At 35.0% G+C, this 17,461-nt stretch carries 15 protein-coding genes and 1 pseudogene; 5 read left to right on the forward strand and 11 right to left on the reverse strand.

All coding sequences use genetic code 11. The features are described from left to right. Window positions 1–63 precede the first annotated feature (63 nt). Together WAX78_RS02825 and WAX78_RS02830 are read right to left on the reverse strand one after the other, a co-directional pair. Entirely contained in the window at window positions 64–849 is a 786-nt protein-coding gene (locus WAX78_RS02825; RefSeq protein WP_336480776.1) for a class I SAM-dependent methyltransferase, read from the reverse strand. A gap of 149 nt (window positions 850–998) precedes the next feature. Further along, window positions 999–1,514, reverse strand: coding sequence for an NUDIX domain-containing protein (locus WAX78_RS02830; protein WP_336480777.1), 516 nt, complete (start codon window positions 1,512–1,514; stop codon window positions 999–1,001). A gap of 264 nt (window positions 1,515–1,778) precedes the next feature. Between WAX78_RS02830 and WAX78_RS02835 the strand changes: the two genes are divergently transcribed. Further along, window positions 1,779–2,981 (forward strand): MFS transporter, encoded by a 1,203-nt coding sequence (locus WAX78_RS02835; protein WP_336480778.1) that lies wholly within the window; start codon window positions 1,779–1,781, stop codon window positions 2,979–2,981. Between the two features lie 32 nt (window positions 2,982–3,013). On the opposite strand, the gene pduL is transcribed toward WAX78_RS02835, so the two are convergent. Then, entirely contained in the window at window positions 3,014–3,583 is a 570-nt protein-coding gene (gene pduL / locus WAX78_RS02840; protein WP_336480779.1) for a phosphate propanoyltransferase, read from the reverse strand. A gap of 376 nt (window positions 3,584–3,959) precedes the next feature. Between pduL and WAX78_RS02845 the strand changes: the two genes are divergently transcribed. After that, a complete protein-coding gene (locus WAX78_RS02845) occupies window positions 3,960–5,159 on the forward strand; it encodes an LL-diaminopimelate aminotransferase (protein ID WP_336480780.1) in 1,200 nt (399 codons plus the stop codon). Between the two features lie 126 nt (window positions 5,160–5,285). After that, on the forward strand, window positions 5,286–5,696 hold the full coding sequence (locus tag WAX78_RS02850) for a 3-hydroxyacyl-ACP dehydratase FabZ family protein (RefSeq protein WP_336480781.1): 411 nt from the start codon (window positions 5,286–5,288) through the stop codon (window positions 5,694–5,696). Window positions 5,697–5,899: 203 nt separating this feature from the next. Here WAX78_RS02850 and WAX78_RS02855 read toward each other — a convergent pair whose 3' ends face one another. The 4 genes from WAX78_RS02855 to WAX78_RS02870 form a co-directional block, all read right to left on the reverse strand. After that, window positions 5,900–7,105, reverse strand: a complete 1,206-nt coding sequence (locus WAX78_RS02855) for a Ger(x)C family spore germination protein (RefSeq protein WP_336480782.1) — start codon at window positions 7,103–7,105, stop codon at window positions 5,900–5,902. Then, window positions 7,089–8,192, reverse strand: coding sequence for a spore germination protein (locus WAX78_RS02860; RefSeq protein ID WP_336480783.1), 1,104 nt, complete (start codon window positions 8,190–8,192; stop codon window positions 7,089–7,091). Before WAX78_RS02860 ends, WAX78_RS02855 begins: the two co-directional genes overlap by 17 nt. Before the next feature lie 27 nt (window positions 8,193–8,219). Beyond that, a complete protein-coding gene (locus WAX78_RS02865; RefSeq protein WP_336480784.1) occupies window positions 8,220–9,800 on the reverse strand; it encodes a spore germination protein in 1,581 nt (526 codons plus the stop codon). Between the two features lie 385 nt (window positions 9,801–10,185). Continuing rightward, window positions 10,186–11,598: an FMN-binding glutamate synthase family protein gene (locus WAX78_RS02870; protein WP_336480785.1), complete on the reverse strand. Its 1,413-nt coding sequence runs from the start codon at window positions 11,596–11,598 to the stop codon at window positions 10,186–10,188. 216 nt (window positions 11,599–11,814) lie between these two features. Between WAX78_RS02870 and WAX78_RS02875 the strand changes: the two genes are divergently transcribed. Both WAX78_RS02875 and WAX78_RS02880 read left to right on the forward strand, forming a co-directional pair. Next, window positions 11,815–12,003 (forward strand): hypothetical protein, encoded by a 189-nt coding sequence (locus WAX78_RS02875; protein WP_336480786.1) that lies wholly within the window; start codon window positions 11,815–11,817, stop codon window positions 12,001–12,003. 210 nt (window positions 12,004–12,213) lie between these two features. Next, entirely contained in the window at window positions 12,214–12,960 is a 747-nt protein-coding gene (locus tag WAX78_RS02880) for a YqjF family protein (protein ID WP_336480787.1), read from the forward strand. 314 nt (window positions 12,961–13,274) lie between these two features. Here the strand turns inward: WAX78_RS02880 and WAX78_RS02885 are convergent, their stop codons facing one another. From WAX78_RS02885 to WAX78_RS02900, 4 genes and pseudogenes are all read right to left on the reverse strand, one after another. After that, window positions 13,275–13,400 (reverse strand): hypothetical protein, encoded by a 126-nt coding sequence (locus WAX78_RS02885; protein ID WP_336480788.1) that lies wholly within the window; start codon window positions 13,398–13,400, stop codon window positions 13,275–13,277. Between the two features lie 362 nt (window positions 13,401–13,762). Further along, window positions 13,763–16,111: an RNA polymerase recycling motor HelD gene (gene helD, locus WAX78_RS02890; protein WP_336480789.1), complete on the reverse strand. Its 2,349-nt coding sequence runs from the start codon at window positions 16,109–16,111 to the stop codon at window positions 13,763–13,765. A gap of 612 nt (window positions 16,112–16,723) precedes the next feature. Further along, window positions 16,724–16,861 (reverse strand): annotated as a pseudogene (locus WAX78_RS02895) (D-cysteine desulfhydrase); the annotation flags it as partial. Between the two features lie 119 nt (window positions 16,862–16,980). After that, complete coding sequence (locus WAX78_RS02900) at window positions 16,981–17,457, reverse strand: small multi-drug export protein (RefSeq protein WP_336480790.1); 477 nt, start codon at window positions 17,455–17,457, stop codon at window positions 16,981–16,983. Window positions 17,458–17,461 lie beyond the last annotated feature (4 nt).

The raw sequence follows: 17,461 nt of genomic DNA on the forward strand, positions 1-17,461 counted from the left end.
CTCCTTGCTTATATATTCCACTCTACCAAGTATATCGACTACTATAAATATCGCAAGTATGAATTATCGTTTTAGAGTAGATGATTTTTTAGCAACAAACAAAGTCATTTCAGTATAAAAAGACTGTACTTCATTTTTTTCTATCGTGATATGAAACCATTCTTGTATGTCTTTAGGAGCATTTATCATATATTGTGTTAATTCAGCCCTTTCATTTTTAGGAACACTCATCATATCACACCACCACTCAAACTTAAATTCTTTATCAAAAGTGGTATATGATTGCACCTGTAAACCATTTCTTTCTAATAACGATATCCATTCTGTTTTTTTATAAGCACGATGGTGACTTGGATCACGCTTCTTCTCTAAAAAGTTATAAAAAGCATCGTACTCTTCAATTTCCGGAGCGACATTATCAATAAGAAGAAATAGACCATCTTTTTCTAGCGTTCGATGTACTTCTGTAACAAACTGATTAACATTCGAAAAATGATGCGCAGCGATGCGGCATGTAATTGTATCAAATGATTCATTTGGAAATGGTAATTTCTCTGCGTTCCCTTGTACAAATGAAACATTTGTATGTCCATTTGAACGAATAAATTGTTCCGCTTTTTCTAACATGTTCTCCGTCAAATCAAATGCAACGACATCTTGAAATAAAGAAGCTAATGCATTTACAACGTGTCCTCCACCGGTCGCAATATCAAGAAGGCGATCATTTTTATTGTTTCGAATGTTTCCAATGAGAAATTGTAAATCTTTTCCCTTTGCATGAATTTGACTCGTTACATATTTCGCAGCATTTTGACCAAAGTGGTTCACAACTAACTTTTCATTATTCATCTATATCAGCCCCTTAAATCGCCTTTTCCTTCATCAAGTTATATGAACAGCTATTAAAGTTCTACTGAAACTAATTTTTATAGCGGAAAAATATAAAATCAACTATTTGAAATCATAATTGAATAAACGAAGCATCATTCATTTAATTGTTACTGGGCAAGGACAGGCTCTTCCCAATCACGCATCTGCATCCAGCTGATTATCGCTTTTGAATCACGTTCACCCATAACCCCCACCCAAACATGTTGAGTAGAATGATTTTCTAAATAGTGTTGCAATGTAAAACGATTACTTTCTGTCATTTCACGATTAAATATACATTGCCTCGGGATCCAATGTAACTTTCCTTCCCTCGTTTCACCTACATGTTTTGTAGTCGTTTGTCCAAAATAAATATACTGTTGACGCAACTCATTGTCTTTCTGTCGTAAAATGATATATCTTAACTTGAATGATAAAATATGTTCTGCTGTTAACCCTGTTTCTTCTTGTATTTCCCTTAAACAAGATGTTTTTATATTTTCATGTTCGTTCGCTTCAACATGTCCGCCAATACCAGACCACATACCTGGAGCAAGTTTTTTATCCATCGATCGCTGCATAAGCAATATTTCATCTTCGTTAAATAAATAAGCTGTCGTCATTATACGTAATTTATTTATCATATCTAGTCCTCCTATATATACATTCGTCATAATCGATATACGATTTCATGTCCTGATTTTCCTGTTAATTATATATATTAATGGTTAATTAACCTATTTCAATCTTTCTATTAGCAATGAAAATAACTTTTAAATCAAAAAAATTGAAATTCTTCTTTTAAACCCTTAATATATACTCTGACTCAAAAAATAAGACTGTAAATGAAATAAAAAGGAGGCTTTATATAAGATTTTTACTACAATTAAAGACTGCGAGGTTATTCTATGTGGCGCAATAAAAACGTATGGATTGTTCTCACTGGTGAATTCATTGCCGGAGTAGGTTTATGGCTTGGAATTTTAGGTAACCTAGAATTCATGCAAAAGCATGTTCCATCTGATTTTATGAAATCAGTTATTATGTTTATTGGATTATTAGCCGGAGTCCTTGTTGGTCCGATGGCAGGAAGATTTATTGACCAATATTCTAAGAAAAAAGTACTTCTCTATGCAGGTTTTGGCCGTGTATTAAGTGTTATTTTTATGTTTTTTGCTATTCATTACGAGAGTATTTTATTTATGATTTTATTTATGATCGCTATTCAAATTTCTGCAGCTTTTTATTTCCCTGCACTACAATCTGTTATCCCGCTTATTGTTCAAGAACATGAATTATTACAAATGAATGGAATTCATATGAACATTGGAACAATCGCTCGTATTGTTGGTACCTCGCTGGGCGGAGTCCTTCTTGTTGTAATGAGTTTAAAATATATGTATGCTTTTTCAATGGCTGCATACGCACTATTATTCTTTTCTACTTTATTATTAAACTTTGAAGATACGAAAACAAATATAACGAATAAAAAGAAATCACAAAATACAAGTTTTATGGAAGTGTTTCACATTTTAAAAGAAGTCCCTATTGCATTTCGTGCTTTAATTTTAAGCATTATCCCACTTTTATTTATCGGCGGCTTTAACTTAATGGTTATTAATCTTAGTGAAATGCAGCATGATACAACAATTAAAGGTTTTATTTATACAATTGAAGGTTTATCGTTTATGCTCGGTGCATTTGTAATTAAACGTTTATCAGAACACGTTTCATCGTATAAGTTACTGTATATCTTTTCATTTTGTATTGCTTTCTCTCACTTATCTCTCTTTTTTAGTAATATAAAATGGATGACACTTGTATCTTTCGGTATGTTTGGATTTAGTGTTGGCTGCTTCTTTCCTGTTATGTCAACGATTTTCCAAACAAAAATTGATAAAAGCTACCATGGGCGTATATTCTCATTCCGTAATATGTTTGAGCGTGTAATGTTCCAAATTGTCTTACTCGGAACGGGTTTCTTCTTAGATACAATCGGATTGCAATATATGGTACTTATTTTTGGTGTCATTTCGCTACTTATTATTTTTGTTTCATTATCACAGCAAAAACAACCGAGTAAAAGTACTTCTCAGACAACAAATATGTAGAAGCCATCTCAAATTAGAGATGGCTTTCATTATTATGAAAGCAGTTCACCAAAGTCACCCGTTTTGATATTTCCACTGTTTGCTTCATCCGTATCAATATGCATATCTAATGCAAATGAATCTTTCACACGAATTAATACTTGATGAAAAATTAGCGCTCGGTCACCACCTACTTTAATATTCACATATTGACCATCTCTTACTTGAAAATGTTCTGCATCTTTTGATGTCATATGAATATGGCGCTCAGCAACAATTACCCCTTTATCAATTTGAATTTCACCGTTCGGACCGATTACTGTAATACCAGGTGTTCCATCAATGTTTCCCGATGAACGAATGGGTGCATCAATTCCAAGTTTGCGTGCATCTGTCTTTGAAATCTCAACTTGTGTAAATTTGCGAACTGGCCCAAGAATTCGTACTTTCGCAATTTCTGATTTCTCGGTCTTAATTGTAACGGTTTCTGCTGCAGCGAATTCTCCTGGCTGAGAAAGTTCTTTTGCTACTGTTAACTCATGCCCTTCTCCAAAAAGCTTTTCTAACGCTTCCTTCGTCACATGAATATGGCGATTTGATACACCAATAGGAATTTGCTTCATCTTTATTTCTCCTTTTATCAATATCTATTTTCTATTGTTACCTGATTTATGAAAATTAGTTATTGGGAGTCATAAATGTTGTGAAGAAAATTGTAATAGATGTATGTAATGAATTCTTTGAAGTGAGCTGCCTTTTTGAAGTATTTATATGAATAAGGAATCTATATTCTAGTGTAAATTTTAGAGGGTTTATATTATTTTTTATTAATATTTATAAACATAATACAGTAAATGAAATTTCGTTTTCATTGCTAGTTTTGTGTTTTCGTAAAAAAATGTTAAAATATAAATATGTGTGTTTTCAGAAAAATAAAAGAATATGAATACTAAGAACAAAATTTAATGACAACAGTAGTATTTTTAGGAGGGGTTCTTCATGAAGTACACGCTAGCAACAAGAATGAAAGCATTTCAATCTTCAATTTTTAGTGAATTAGCAGTCTATAAAAAAGAGAAAATTGCAGAAGGTCATGAAATTATTGATTTAAGTATTGGAAATCCAGATATGCCTCCAGCTGATATTGTGAGAGAAACACTAATGAGTGCAACAAACGAAAAAAAGAATTATGGATATACATTGACAGGTACACAAGAATTTCACAATGCTGTGACAGAATATTATGAGATTAATCACCATGTCACTTTAAATGCTGATAACGAAGTATTATTATTAATGGGATCACAAGATGGACTTGTTCATTTACCGATGGCCTTTGCTAATCCAGATGATATTATCCTTGTTCCAGACCCAGGTTATACGGCATATGCAACAGGACTTGCAATGGCAGGTGCAACTCCATATTTTATGCCATTAAAAAAAGAAAATGCTTTTCTTCCTGATTTACATGCGATTCCAAAAGAAGTTGCCGAAAAAGCAAAAATGATGATATTAAACTTTCCAGGTAATCCTGTACCGGCAATGGCGACAGAATCATTTTTTACTGATGTAATTGCTTTTGCAAAAGAATATAATATTATCGTTGTTCATGACTTTGCTTACTCTGAATTTTATTATGACGGACAAAAGCCTATTAGCTTCCTATCCGTTCCGGGTTCAAAAGATGTTGGTGTCGAAATCAACTCTCTATCTAAAAGTTATAGCTTAGCTGGTAGTCGTATTGGCTATATGATTGGAAATAAAGAGATTGTAGAAACGCTTAAACAATTTAAATCAAACATAGATTACGGTGTCTTTCTTCCTATTCAAAAAGCCGCAACTGTTGCTTTGCGAAAAGGTGCTTCATATTGCGCAGCAAACCGGGCGATATATCAAAAACGAAGAGATACATTCATTGATGGACTAGCTGAAGCAGGCTGGCATGTTGAAAAACCAGCTGGAAGTATGTTCATATGGGCAGAAATTCCAAAAGGATGGACTTCTTTAGAATTTGCATACGCATTAATTGATCGTGCCAATGTCGTTGTCACACCTGGTCATGCGTTTGGCCCGCATGGCGAAGGCTTTGTTCGCATTGCCCTTGTTCAAAATGAAGAGAAGTTAAAACAAGTAGTTAACAACATTAAAAATAGTGGTATTTTTTCTAGTGAGAGTGCAGCCGATTTAGTAAGAAATTAATTACCTTTCTCCTGCTCTTTTTTTCGAAGCAGGGGGGTATTTTTCATAAAAGGAATAAAAAAATACATACCATAGCTGTTACAGTTCTCCTCTCTTAATTTGAATAATATAATCAGGAGGTAACGCATGAACAAAGTTAACATTAAAAGTGTACTGCCGCACCGATATCCTTTTTTAATGGTTGATCATATCATTGAAATGGAATCCGGCAAGTCGGTAAAAGGATATAAAAATGTAAGTTACAATGAATGGTTTATTACAGAATCACAAACGACAATGCCAAACATGTTAATTGTTGAAGCAATTGCACAACTCGGAGCATTTGTCAGCGTGGAAAATACTGCTGGGTTAGGATTTCTCTCATCACTAGAAGGAGTAGCATTTTTGGGATCCGCTGGGCCCGGTGATCGATTAGACCTATATTATGAAGTTATTCGAAATAAACGTGGATTCGTTCTTGGAAAAGGACATGCCGCTGTAAATGGGAAGACAATTGTCAACGTTGATAAATTGTTAGTGTATAAAGAGTCTGTGTAACACTAACGCTAAAGCCAGATTTATAAAAAGTTAGAACAGTGATGTTTAAACTCACTGTTCTTTTCTTTTTTTAATGTAAAATAATCTTCAAAAAAGGTTGTGAATCCTAATGTTTACTAATGCTGATTTAAATTGATTTTTTGCAAAGGTTTGCTCCATTTAACATGAATAGATAAAAAACTATTGAGCAAGTAATCTCACTCTTAAGACCCTTTCGCGCCATAACCCGTAATAGTTAATTTTACGCTGTATTTGATTGGAACCTCACTAAATGTTTTATCCCAATCCTTTTTGACTTTTTCCCATGTTTTAGGATACTCAATTCTTAATCTGTTTCCGAATCCAGCAACGTCGACCTGATATTCCTTTTGAATTTTTTCTAATGTATGCTTCACTAATCGATCTACTTCTTGCTCAGCGGCTTTCTCTGCTCTTTTTAGAAACTCATTTTTTAAAGGATTCCCCGAAACGACCCATTTTTCGGATATTCGTCCCTCTGATTCCATCTTTACATCAAAAGAGATTTTGTTTCCTTTAACGTGAGGGGTAATCTTACTTTTCATAGACGCGACCTCATACATGATAAGCTGTCCTGTCTTTTTATCAACGCCTTTCACCAAACCGCCTTTCCCCTTCCCAGATATCCATGTTAAGCCTTCCAATTCCTTTTCACTCAAAAAGCCGCGCAACTTTTTTGTCTTTCCTTTAATTACAGCAGCTCCCGAAAATTTTACTTCCCCATCTGACGAAAGCACATTTTGCAAGAGAAAACTGGAGTCTGATTGCATCTTGCCTGGTAATTTAGCGAGAGGCACAGGAGGTAAAATCCTTGATGTTCTATATTGATTATCTGCGATTCCAAATAAACGAAACGCCGGAATTTCTCCTGGTTCATCTGTTTCTAGCGTCTTGCTAGCTCGCCCCTTGCTAATTAACATGAGGCAGCTTGGTCGAATCTCATTATCACGAAGATAAACATCAAGTAACTTTTTCAAACTAAACGTGCGCGCGAGATCAGCGCTAATAACTATTACTTTCGTGTGGTGAAAAATGATAGGACGATCTCTTCTTAATGAAACTTCACGAATCATTTGGTGGAGAGAATCTCCGGTTTCAGAAACATTCTTGTAAGCTTTTTGTTGTGATCCTCCGCCCTTCCCTCCTCCACTTGATGATTGCGGTTCAACAAATTGATAGGTCGATGTTATAATATTCTTCTTCGCATACCCTCCGCCTTGTTTTTGGAATTTTTTCTCAACAGTTGACTCCTTTCCTTTATCAAATGCCAACCCTACCTCGAAACCCAACCCTTCAATTTCATGGCTGCTCCAGCATCCTGTAAGAGACAAAAGTAAAAAAATTAGGGGTAAAATCAAGAGGAACCGTACATAATTAAGACTTTGTTTCATTCTTTCTCTTCCTCCATCTGAAGATTATGAGAAGAAGTAATGGCAATATACCGAATAATAACAAAGCAGTATTACCAATCATATCCCCCAATTTAAATACATCATTGGTATTTTTGGGAGTTATGGAAATGATGTAAACAAACGGAAGTAACCCATACATAAACGAATGAATGTTCTTTTTAAAGAGTTGCGCCAGCCCTAAAGCAGCAGCATAGTAGCAGATTGTATAGGTTGAAAAAATTTGCATAATCCATATTACAAGTAATAAAGATTCAAAACGTTCAAATATTAAGCCAGGAATTTCAAAACTTCGCATAAGATCAAACGTTGGCCATGTTCTCGTTATCACTCCATCGACGGAAAACGCCCCGATAACCATCACAACTGTAATGACATAAAAAATCATGGGAACGAGAGTCCCGACTAGAACAACCTTTGCGGCCTTATTTGGCTCTTGCATGAACGCCAAAAGGAGCAACATAATTTCAAATCCTGAATATGCGAGACTTGTTGTCTTTATCCCTTTTAGCACTGGCATAATCCCTAATCCTAATACCGGACGAAGATTATCTATCTCAAATATCCCAATACTCATGAAGGCAGTCAGCAAAAAAAGAAAGACCGTAATGGGGAATATAATTTCAAACAGACGAGCCATCGGGTTTATGCCACCTAACATCAAATAAAGACTGACCCACATAAATGTCATGATAATAACCCAGCCAGGGGTGCCTTCCAGTAAAAAAAAACTCGTTACTTCTTCTAGCACTCTAACTTCAAATGAGGAAAGTGTAAAAAAGTAACCTATTATAAATAGACTCAATAACCCGCCGACCCATTTTCCTACAATATCTTGGCTGTATTGATAAAATGTTTTTTCGGGAAACTGTTGGCTTAATTTAACCATAATCAATCCTGCAACCATCGCAATCACTCCGCCTAAAATAACAGTTATCCAAACATCTGGTGTCTTCACTTTGTCCCCAGCTGTTCTAGGCAAGGTGAGAATACCTGCTGCAAGTACATAATTAATAAGAATAACAGCTGCTTGCGACGTCTTAATTCGATCTTTAGGTTTAGTAATCATCACTGGTCACTTCCTTTTCAAAGTAAGCTATCCTTTTCGTATGGAGTCTTTCGGATTTAGCATCTTCGGACGACGTTTCATCATTTGAAATGGCATGCGAACCAAAAAGTCTTTCCAATCACTTAATCGATAAGGAACAGCCGGACTGACATAAGGTACGCCAAAACTCTTTAGTTTCACCAAATGACTGCATAAGAAGAGGAAAAACAGAATGACCCCGTACAATCCAAACACGGCAGCACAAAACATGCCTACAAAACGAAGAATGCGCAGTGGAACCGCTGTACTATAAGGTGTGAGAGCAAATGAGGAAATGGCAGTTGCAGCTACTACGATTACCATCATTGGACTAACAATCCCTGCTTCTACCGCAGCCTGTCCAATGATTAATCCGCCAACAATCCCCATCGCCGAGCCGATTGGTTTTGGCAAACGCAGTCCAGCTTCCCGTAAAATTTCGATAGCTACTTCCATAAGCAGTGCTTCTATAATTGCAGGAAACGGAACACCTTCTCGTCCTCCTATAATGGAAACGGCTAGCTTGGTCGGAATCAACCCAGGGTGAAACGAGATAAAAGAAATATACAAGGCTGGTGTAAAAAGACAAATGATAGCTGCTCCAAAACGTAATAGGCGGATGAGCGTGCCGGGAATCCAACGTTCATAATAATCTTCAGGCGATTGCATCATCATACTAAATGTAACTGGAACGATTAAAACAAAAGGTGTCCCGTCTAATAAAATTGCAACCCGACCTTCCATTAGTGCGGCGATGACGCGATCAGGGCGCTCCGTACTCTGTGCTTGTGCAAAAGGACTGAAATAATTATCTTCGATGAGCTGCTCTACATAGCCTGATTCCAGTACATTATCAATATCAATTTTCTGAATTTTCTTCTTAACTTCTTCTACTAATTCCGAGTTAGCAATTTCTTTCATATAAGCAACAGCTAGTTCTTTTTTTGCCCGCTTTCCTACTTGAAATTTTATTAATGATAAGCCTTCATTTTCACCATGGCGTCGTAAAAGAGCGGTATTATCGCTTAAAACTTCTGTGAAACCTACCCGTGGACCTCTGACCGATACCTCTGATACCGGCTCTTCGACATTCCGCGCTCTCCCTTTCGTTGTATCAAGAATTAACACATCTGATGATCCATCAATCAAAAGTGCTGTTGAACCCGTCAACACTTTTGACATCAAATCTTTTATATGATGAACTTCTTTTACTTCACTAATGGAAAGAATTTGATTTTTAATAAACTCTTTTGAAACTGTACCTTCCATATAAGATGAATCACGTTTGTATTCTGCATTAAAATCAAGCATCAATGATTTCAGAATATGTGTGTCGATAAGCTCTTTATCCGACAGCCCTTCCACAAAAAAGATTGCCGCCTGAATACCTGTACGCCCAATGTTAAACTCCCGAAAGTGCACATCTGAGTTATAACTAATTTCTTTCTTTACAAGTTCTAAATCCAAAGTGAAATCGCCTGTAAAAGGTTCTGTTGAGTCTTGAAAAGACCTAACTTCCTGCTTATCTTCATATGTATTGGTTGTTTTTTTTATTTGCCCAATCTTTGATTTCTGCTCTCTCATTCTCATCACTCTTTCTCTTAAAAAGCTTAGTGTACATTCTAATTAAACTGCAATCTAGTACGGTACTAATTTCAGAAGGAATCAAAGCATCTTGCTTAGTTTCACAACAATCTAACATCATTCCCTAACGTAAAAACAAACATTATAGTGAATAGTGAACGTTTTCAGTGTTGAGAGGATATTCATCCATAAAGAATTACTATTTTTCAGTTTATCCCGCTATTCGTGGGCGGTAAGATCCCCCACCTTAAGATTCAGAGAAAAGCGAAGAAGATAGATGGGAGATGAAGAGTACCCAATTTCACTTTATTATTTCCAATATTTCATGGTATATGTGATTCTTCCCCTGCTTTTCATAAATTAACTAAAAGCTTCTCACATAAATATTCGCCTATTTCTCTTTTTGTTTTTCTTCCCAAGACTTAAATGAAAAAGGAATTCCAATCATTTGCGCAGTCAAGTAATCATAGGATACTAAATCTTTTTTTGACAACTCTTTTAAAGAGCGTTTCCCCATCGCCCTTAATCCCATTTTCATTTCTTCTGTACTTGATATTAAGAATTTCTCCGCTGTTTTTACCCCTTCTTCGATCTTAAATTGATCTCTGAATTTCCCTTTATTCCAAACAACTTGTGTAGGCGGTTCAAATGGAAGTGATTGCAATACTTGGCTATGTGCGACAGTAAATAACATGACAGACCCCAAATAAACCGCATCGGCACCAAGTGCAAGCACTTTTAAAAAGTGGCCAGGTGTAAAAAGTCCTCCTGATGCAATTAAACTAACTTCTCCTTTCATATTTCTTTTTTCTAAATGATTTGCAGCTCGGACAACCGCATGCAATGTTGGTATTCCAAAGTCATCGGATAAAATGGGCGGTGCACCGAATGTGGCTGCTTGTCCGCCGTCAATTGTAATAAAATCAACACCTATGTCAATTAAACGATCGATGTCTTCTTCAATTTTTCCAGCTGCGCCAATTTTCACACCAATTGGAACACCGCCTGACATGTCCCTAAGTTCCTCAATAAGTCCTTTAATATCCTCTAGAGTTTGATTTTCAAAAAAATGTTCAAAAATCACTGCATCCTCATTTTCTTTAAGTCCCATCACTTCACGAGCGCGCCCTGTTAAATTATTTGGTGAAATTTTCGCCCCCATCCCCATTAATGCACCTTGTCCAAACTTAATTTCAATCATGTTAGCACGCTTAATAACGTCTTTTTCCTTTGACCATGATGTTTTTGAAAATTGTAAAATATACTTTCCTGCCATATCTAATTCTTCAGGTAAGATTCCACCTTCACCGGAATTAATTGCTGTTCCTGTGTTTTTAGCGGCTTCCGCCAAAGCAATCCTCACTCCTTCATTGAGTGCTATCCCGTAGGCCATCCCGCTAATCATAAGCGGAATTTTAATTTCCATTGGTTTTTTTGCTTTTGGTCCAATTCTTACGTTAACATCTACGTCTTCTTCACCATCAACTGGAAACGGTGTTGTCTGTGCAGGAATAAATGTAATCGGATCAAAATGCGGCCAGCTTTTTGAAGAGCCGAGTGGACGATGAAGAACATCGCCTGTTTCTGCGCGCAAGCTATTTTCAAGTACATTTTGAATGCCCATATGCCGAAAGCCCGGTATCATCTCGATAAGATTTTCTTGATAGCTGTCGGTTAAAATGATTTTCCCCATTTGTTTCACCATCCGTTTCATTAACCAACGCCAACCAACAAGCATGAATAAACAAAGGAAAAATAGCATCGTAATCATTGAAAAAGCTAAATAATATAAAAGGTTCGACATATTTATTTCTCCACTAGTAAATTAAATAGTTCATAACTATCATTATTTCCTGTAAAAAGAAATTTATGTTATTGTATAAAATCGATTCTTCATCGGATAAAAGCTATTGCAATAGTGAAATCAAGTTCAAAATAGAAGAAATGTCTGTGCTTTTTTGGAGATTGATAGATTTGCTAATTTAATTAACTGAGTTGAGCGTTTAAAAATGGCTAATATTTGGAGTATCCATTTGTATTAAAATCTTCACTGGAGAATAAATTAGAAGAAGATATTGAAATTGGTATAAAAGCTAAAGCTGCTCTTATTTTTATTGATGGTGGAAGAAATGAAAATTGTAAAACTCGCTTTAGGCATGTACAAAATCATATTCGTCAAAATCTAAAACTAGCCACACAGATAGAGTGAAACTTCCATCAGTGGAGGTTTTTCTGCCCGTTATTGCTGGATAAAATTCAACTAATCGATTGCATGCCGGGAGTTATCCCATCTATCTTCTTAATTTTTTTAGAATCTTGAATTGTAGTCTTACTGCTCGTTAATGCACGGTAAAAAAGTGACCTGTTTCATTCTTTCAACTTAAACTAGATACATATAAAAAATAAAGGAGATCATTTTATGAATTTAATGAATAAAATTAATCACCGCCCTTGGCCATTACATTCAAAAAAATGGATTATGCGGCAAACCTGGAATAATTTATTGTTTGTTCATTGGCCTATTCCTATTGAAGCACTACGACCACATATTCCTCCTTCCTTAAAAATTGACACCTTTGATGGATACGCTTGGTTAGGGGTAGTTGTATTCGTTATGGATGGAATATATCCCCGCGGATTGCCATCTGTATCACTAGTTTCTAAATTTTCAGAAATAAATGTACGGACATATGTTCAATACGAGGGTAAACCTGGCGTTTATTTCATATCCCTTGATGTGGAGGATTGGGCTTCATATACAATAGCGAAGAAATGGTTTCGTTTACCTTATTACTCCGCACAAATTTCTTTTCAAAAAGAAGGACAAACCTTTCATTGCCAAAGTATTCGTAAAGGAAAAACAAATAATCCTATAACTTTTAACAGCAAATACGTTCCCTTATCGGAAATTTATTTTGCTAAAAAAGAGACACTCGACTATTGGCTCACAGAGCGATATTGCTTCTACAGTTCCGATAACAGGTCCAATATTTATTGTAGCGAAATACACCATCTTCCTTGGCCATTGCAAAAAGTAGAGGCGGAAATATATATGAATACCCTTTTTTTTCCTTTTCAATTTGACTTTACTGAAATAAAACCGATTTATCATTTCTCTAAAGGTGTCGATTCTCTCATATGGAACATTAAGAAAATACAATTGTAGTCTAAAATCATTCATTAAAAACATAGAGCTACAAAATATGTTTTATGAGGATGGATTCCTTATTTTATTGAGGTACTCCACTGCCCTTTCTTTCAAAGTTCTTGTTGATAATGTTTCTATTAAACTATCACTTGTCATTCTGAAATATATCTTTTTTGTTAATGATGAGGTTTTATTTTCAACATGATTTCACAAAAAAAATTCCGTGAATCCTACTTGTGTACTCTCATCAATACATCTGATATTAACTCTTTAATATTCTGTATTCTTCTTTTAGTTGAACCAAAAATGAATACAATTAATAATCCATTTCATTATTCTTGCTCTAACGAATGAATCCAACTAAAAATTTTAGAAATTACATATGGAATGAAAAATACGATAAAAGCTTGCATGAAAACTTTCCACTCTGGAAGATAGGAAACAATCATTTTCCACATTTTAATCATCCTATTTCAGCAGTTATCACTGCAATTTTTTAATCTAATCGGAATTTCTTACATATTATTATGTCTTATGTGAGGAAATTTCATTCTCAAAAACACACTATTTGTCATGAATGAAATACAGTGTAACCGTTCAGCTGCCAGATAAAGCGAATCTTTCGTCAATATAGATTTTCTTCATCCTCCATTGACGGAAAACCTACTCAATCAGGCTTTTACAGGCAGTTTCCCTCCAACTATCTTCTTAGCTTTTCATATGAATCTTGGGGCGGGAGATCTTACTGCCGAGAATCGCGGGATTAAAATGTAAACTAAAAAGAGAACATGCTATAAAACATGATCTCTTTTTATATGGTTTATTTATCCTGTGTATAAGTATTTTCCTCAACTGTTGATAAAAACGGACTTATTTCGTTTATATAATAAATATATAACTCGTGCATAGCACGTGTACAAGCTGTATAGAACAGTTTACGTTCACTTTCTTTTCTATATTGTTGGTTTGAAGCATTATAAATAATAACAGCGTCAAACTCTACACCTTTCGCTAAATAAGAAGGTACGATAAGTATACCTGAATCGAAAGAAGTTGTTTCTTTTTCGATAAGATGAATTTGTACATATTGCTGCAGTATGTCATATGCTGCTTTACTTTCTTGAGCAGTTTTACAAATAACTACTATCGTTTTGTGACCATTTTCTTTCAAGTTTTTAATCCGACTTACAATTTTCTTATGCAGTTCCTCTTCTATGTCTACTACTGTTATAACTGGTTTGCTTCCCTCACGTTGAAAAGGTTCAATAGAATCTCCCCCTAAAATAAGTTGCCGTGTAAATTCAATAATTTGTTTCGTCGAACGATAACTACGTGTAAGTTCAATGCACTCACTTTTTTCTTCTCCATACAAATCATATAATTGAGAAAATTCATTTTCAGCGGCATGTGCATGTATTGTTTGATTAAAATCACCAAGTATCGTCATTTTACTATGCGGAAATAATCGCTTCAAATAGGTAAACTGAAAAACAGAATAATCTTGAGCTTCATCAATAAATATATGCTCTACAGATGTATTTCTTTGCAAATCCTCCAGCTGATCTTTTATATATAAATAAGGTGTCGCATCCTCATATGCCATATAAAAACGCTGTATGCGTTCTGACGTTTCTCCGCATATTTCTTTCCAATTTGGTGGTAAACCATTATTATCTGTAAATTGCTTTGCAAACAACGAATCTGTAAACAACTGTAAATAAATCGCAGGCGTATTAATGAACTGAAGCCTCTTCACACGTTTACGAAGTGGTCTAAAACGCTCATTCACAATCATTGCAGCTAACATTTGTTGTTCACGTTCAAAATCATCGAATGTATTATCACCATACTGTTTCTCTTGTTGAAGTTTCTTATGAACTTTAGCATACATTTCTTTATCTAATAGCTGTATTTCTTCTTCAACCCAAAGTTCTTTTCGTTCTAGCCGCTCACTTTTCTTCAGTTCTTTTAATAACCACTCAGAAATTAATTTTATTCGATTAGGAATTCTCATAGAAACAGGAAAAGAATAAAATTTTTCTTTAATTTCTTCCTTCGAAATTAATAAATTTCCGCGAAATTTCACATCTTTAAAAATCATTCCCTCTTGTCTCAAATACGTCACATAGTTATCTACAACTTTCACGAAAGGGGCACTTGCTTTATATCGAATTCCTTGCATACGTACTGAGTATTCTGGTTCTTCTATGCCTGAAAGCACATATTCCATTTGTGTGAATGGATCTTCTACATCAAAAATCTTATCTATATGCTCCTCTACATACTCTTGAAATGTTGTCTGTTTCATATTTTCTTCTCCTAATTCAGGAAGAACAGTCGAAATATAGCTATTAAACATTGAATTAGGAGAAAAAAGAATAATTTGATCCGCATGTAATGTATCTCGATATCGATATAGTAAATAAGCCACACGCTGCAATGCAGCCGATGTTTTTCCGCTTCCTGCTGCTCCTTGCACAATAAGTAAACGACTCGTTTCATTACGAATAATTAGATTTTGTTCTTTCTGAATCGTAGCAATGATACTTTTCATTTGTGTATTCGCATTCTTCCCTAACACTTCTTGTAATAATGCATCACCAATTGTTACTCCTGTATCAAACATACTTTCCATTTGACCGTTACGAATGATAAATTGTCTCTTTAAAGTTATTTCTCCTGTAATGATTTTATTTTGCACCTTATATACAGCCGATCCCAACGAATAATCATAATACAGACTGGATATAGGTGCTCTCCAATCATAAACAAGAAATTGTTCTGTGCTTTCGTCAAAAAACGAATGAATACCAAGATAAATCCGATCTGTACTTCTTTCATTTTCTTCTAGAAAATCAATTCTCCCAAAATACGGAGATTGCTCTAGTCGTTTTAACATCGTAAGCTGCTTATCTGCATGATGATGACTGCGCTCTCTTTCAGATAATAGCTCTGCTTGTTGCTTAATACTTGCCGCAGTTTCCGCGGCTTCTTCAGCATTATCAAAGTTAACTGTTACATCATTCCAAAAGTTTTTCCGAATATTAACTACCTCTTTTTTTCCACTACTCACATATTGCTGAAGAACATCTTTATCCTCTTTAATTCTCTTTATTACTTCCTCTATTCGTTGCTGTTCTCTCTTCCGCTCTTGCTCATACTGTTCCATATTGTCACTCCTTATCAACAAAAAAATTTGACCAAAAGTTTGACAAACACAGTTATTTTTTGATAAAATAATATTGGGTAATTATTGAAATAAACCCAATATTACCCTGTTGTCATTTTTTCATTGTAACATATACATCTTTCTTAGTTCAACGAAAATAGCTACAGTTATCAAACAATTCCACTCTGTATGAGAGAACTAAATAAAATTCTAGACCTTTTACACATTAAATAGATTACACTAAATAAAAAGTCGATTTCCTGTAAAGGAAATCGACTTTTTATTTTATATATTCAGCTACTTCTTATCCTTTGAGCTCTTTATGTTTCTTAATAATAAAAGTATTTCTATAGTGCTTCGTACATTCAATAGTAATCTTTACATATAGAAAAATACCTGTTTTCGACTAAAAACAGGTATTTTTGACATTTTAATAAACTTAGAGGAATGTGACTTATACAAAATATTGAAACCCGGTAGGATTTATTTGGTATGCAGATTTTTAAATAGCCCATATTAATTATTTAGAAAACAGAAAAAATCTAGTTGCATTAATTCTTGCTTAGGTTTAGCTTGATGGGCATGTGGCGATATCCCTATTATAATTAAACTTCAATAAAAGAGCGAAGTATTAGCGTATAACGATGAGGCGCCGCCAGAGTGCACAAATAGGATGTTATCATCCTGCTTAAAGATACCTTTTTGTATCAAATCAACGAGTCCCGCTGCTGCTTTACCTGTATATACCGGAAAAGTGTTAGAATTCCTAAAGTTATTGTGGTCAATTATATCTCCGTACCATGGGAGAGAACTTAAAAGAAACCTATTTAAGTATTACACTTTAGATTATATAAAATCTTTATGTTATCCTAAATGATATTTAAAAAGCTAAACCCATACATCGAAGCAACTACAAAAATGACTGTCCATACTGCTAGACTTACCGTCATCCAGCTTATGACGTGTCTCCGGGAAGATCCAAATGTTAAAGCTAGTACGGCCGCAATATCAGTTCCTACAAGAATTGGACCTAGCAGAGCTAAACCCGGAATACCATATCGTTCCCATATTCGCCTTGATCTGGTTTCCTTTTTAGAAGGTGTTGTTATCCCTTTTTTTAATTTCCTTGCAGTTCGCCATTTTGCAAACTGCTTAAAGAAGAAGCCCAGTAATAGAACCAAGATAAGATTCCCTGTAAATGCCATCAGTCCTACTGCAAATGGTTGTAATCCCCATACGATACCGAGTGGTACAACAATTGATACATCCATCCATGGAGCAAAAGCCAATAAAAATAAAACTAAATATTGCCATAATTCGCCTGCATTTTGAGCCCACTCCAACATACTG

It is taken from the genome of Bacillus yunxiaonensis (assembly GCF_037104695.1).
Taxonomy (GTDB): domain Bacteria; phylum Bacillota; class Bacilli; order Bacillales; family Bacillaceae_G; genus Bacillus_A; species Bacillus_A yunxiaonensis.

Excerpts from the sequence above, each read along its gene's own strand:
- WAX78_RS02825 (WP_336480776.1), bottom strand. The coding sequence starts at position 849 with ATGAATAATGAAAAGTTAGTTGTGAACCACTTTGGTCAAAATGCTGCG.
- WAX78_RS02830 (WP_336480777.1), bottom strand. The coding sequence starts at position 1,514 with ATGATAAATAAATTACGTATAATGACGACAGCTTATTTATTTAACGAA.
- WAX78_RS02835 (WP_336480778.1), top strand. The coding sequence starts at position 1,779 with ATGTGGCGCAATAAAAACGTATGGATTGTTCTCACTGGTGAATTCATT.
- pduL (WP_336480779.1), bottom strand. The coding sequence starts at position 3,583 with ATGAAGCAAATTCCTATTGGTGTATCAAATCGCCATATTCATGTGACG.
- WAX78_RS02845 (WP_336480780.1), top strand. The coding sequence starts at position 3,960 with ATGAAGTACACGCTAGCAACAAGAATGAAAGCATTTCAATCTTCAATT.
- WAX78_RS02850 (WP_336480781.1), top strand. The coding sequence starts at position 5,286 with ATGAACAAAGTTAACATTAAAAGTGTACTGCCGCACCGATATCCTTTT.
- WAX78_RS02855 (WP_336480782.1), bottom strand. The coding sequence starts at position 7,105 with ATGAAACAAAGTCTTAATTATGTACGGTTCCTCTTGATTTTACCCCTA.
- WAX78_RS02860 (WP_336480783.1), bottom strand. The coding sequence starts at position 8,192 with ATGATTACTAAACCTAAAGATCGAATTAAGACGTCGCAAGCAGCTGTT.
- WAX78_RS02865 (WP_336480784.1), bottom strand. The coding sequence starts at position 9,800 with ATGAGAATGAGAGAGCAGAAATCAAAGATTGGGCAAATAAAAAAAACA.
- WAX78_RS02870 (WP_336480785.1), bottom strand. The coding sequence starts at position 11,598 with ATGTCGAACCTTTTATATTATTTAGCTTTTTCAATGATTACGATGCTA.
- WAX78_RS02880 (WP_336480787.1), top strand. The coding sequence starts at position 12,214 with ATGAATTTAATGAATAAAATTAATCACCGCCCTTGGCCATTACATTCA.
- WAX78_RS02885 (WP_336480788.1), bottom strand. The coding sequence starts at position 13,400 with ATGTGGAAAATGATTGTTTCCTATCTTCCAGAGTGGAAAGTTTTCATG.
- helD (WP_336480789.1), bottom strand. The coding sequence starts at position 16,111 with ATGGAACAGTATGAGCAAGAGCGGAAGAGAGAACAGCAACGAATAGAG.
- WAX78_RS02900 (WP_336480790.1), bottom strand. The coding sequence starts at position 17,457 with ATGTTGGAGTGGGCTCAAAATGCAGGCGAATTATGGCAATATTTAGTT.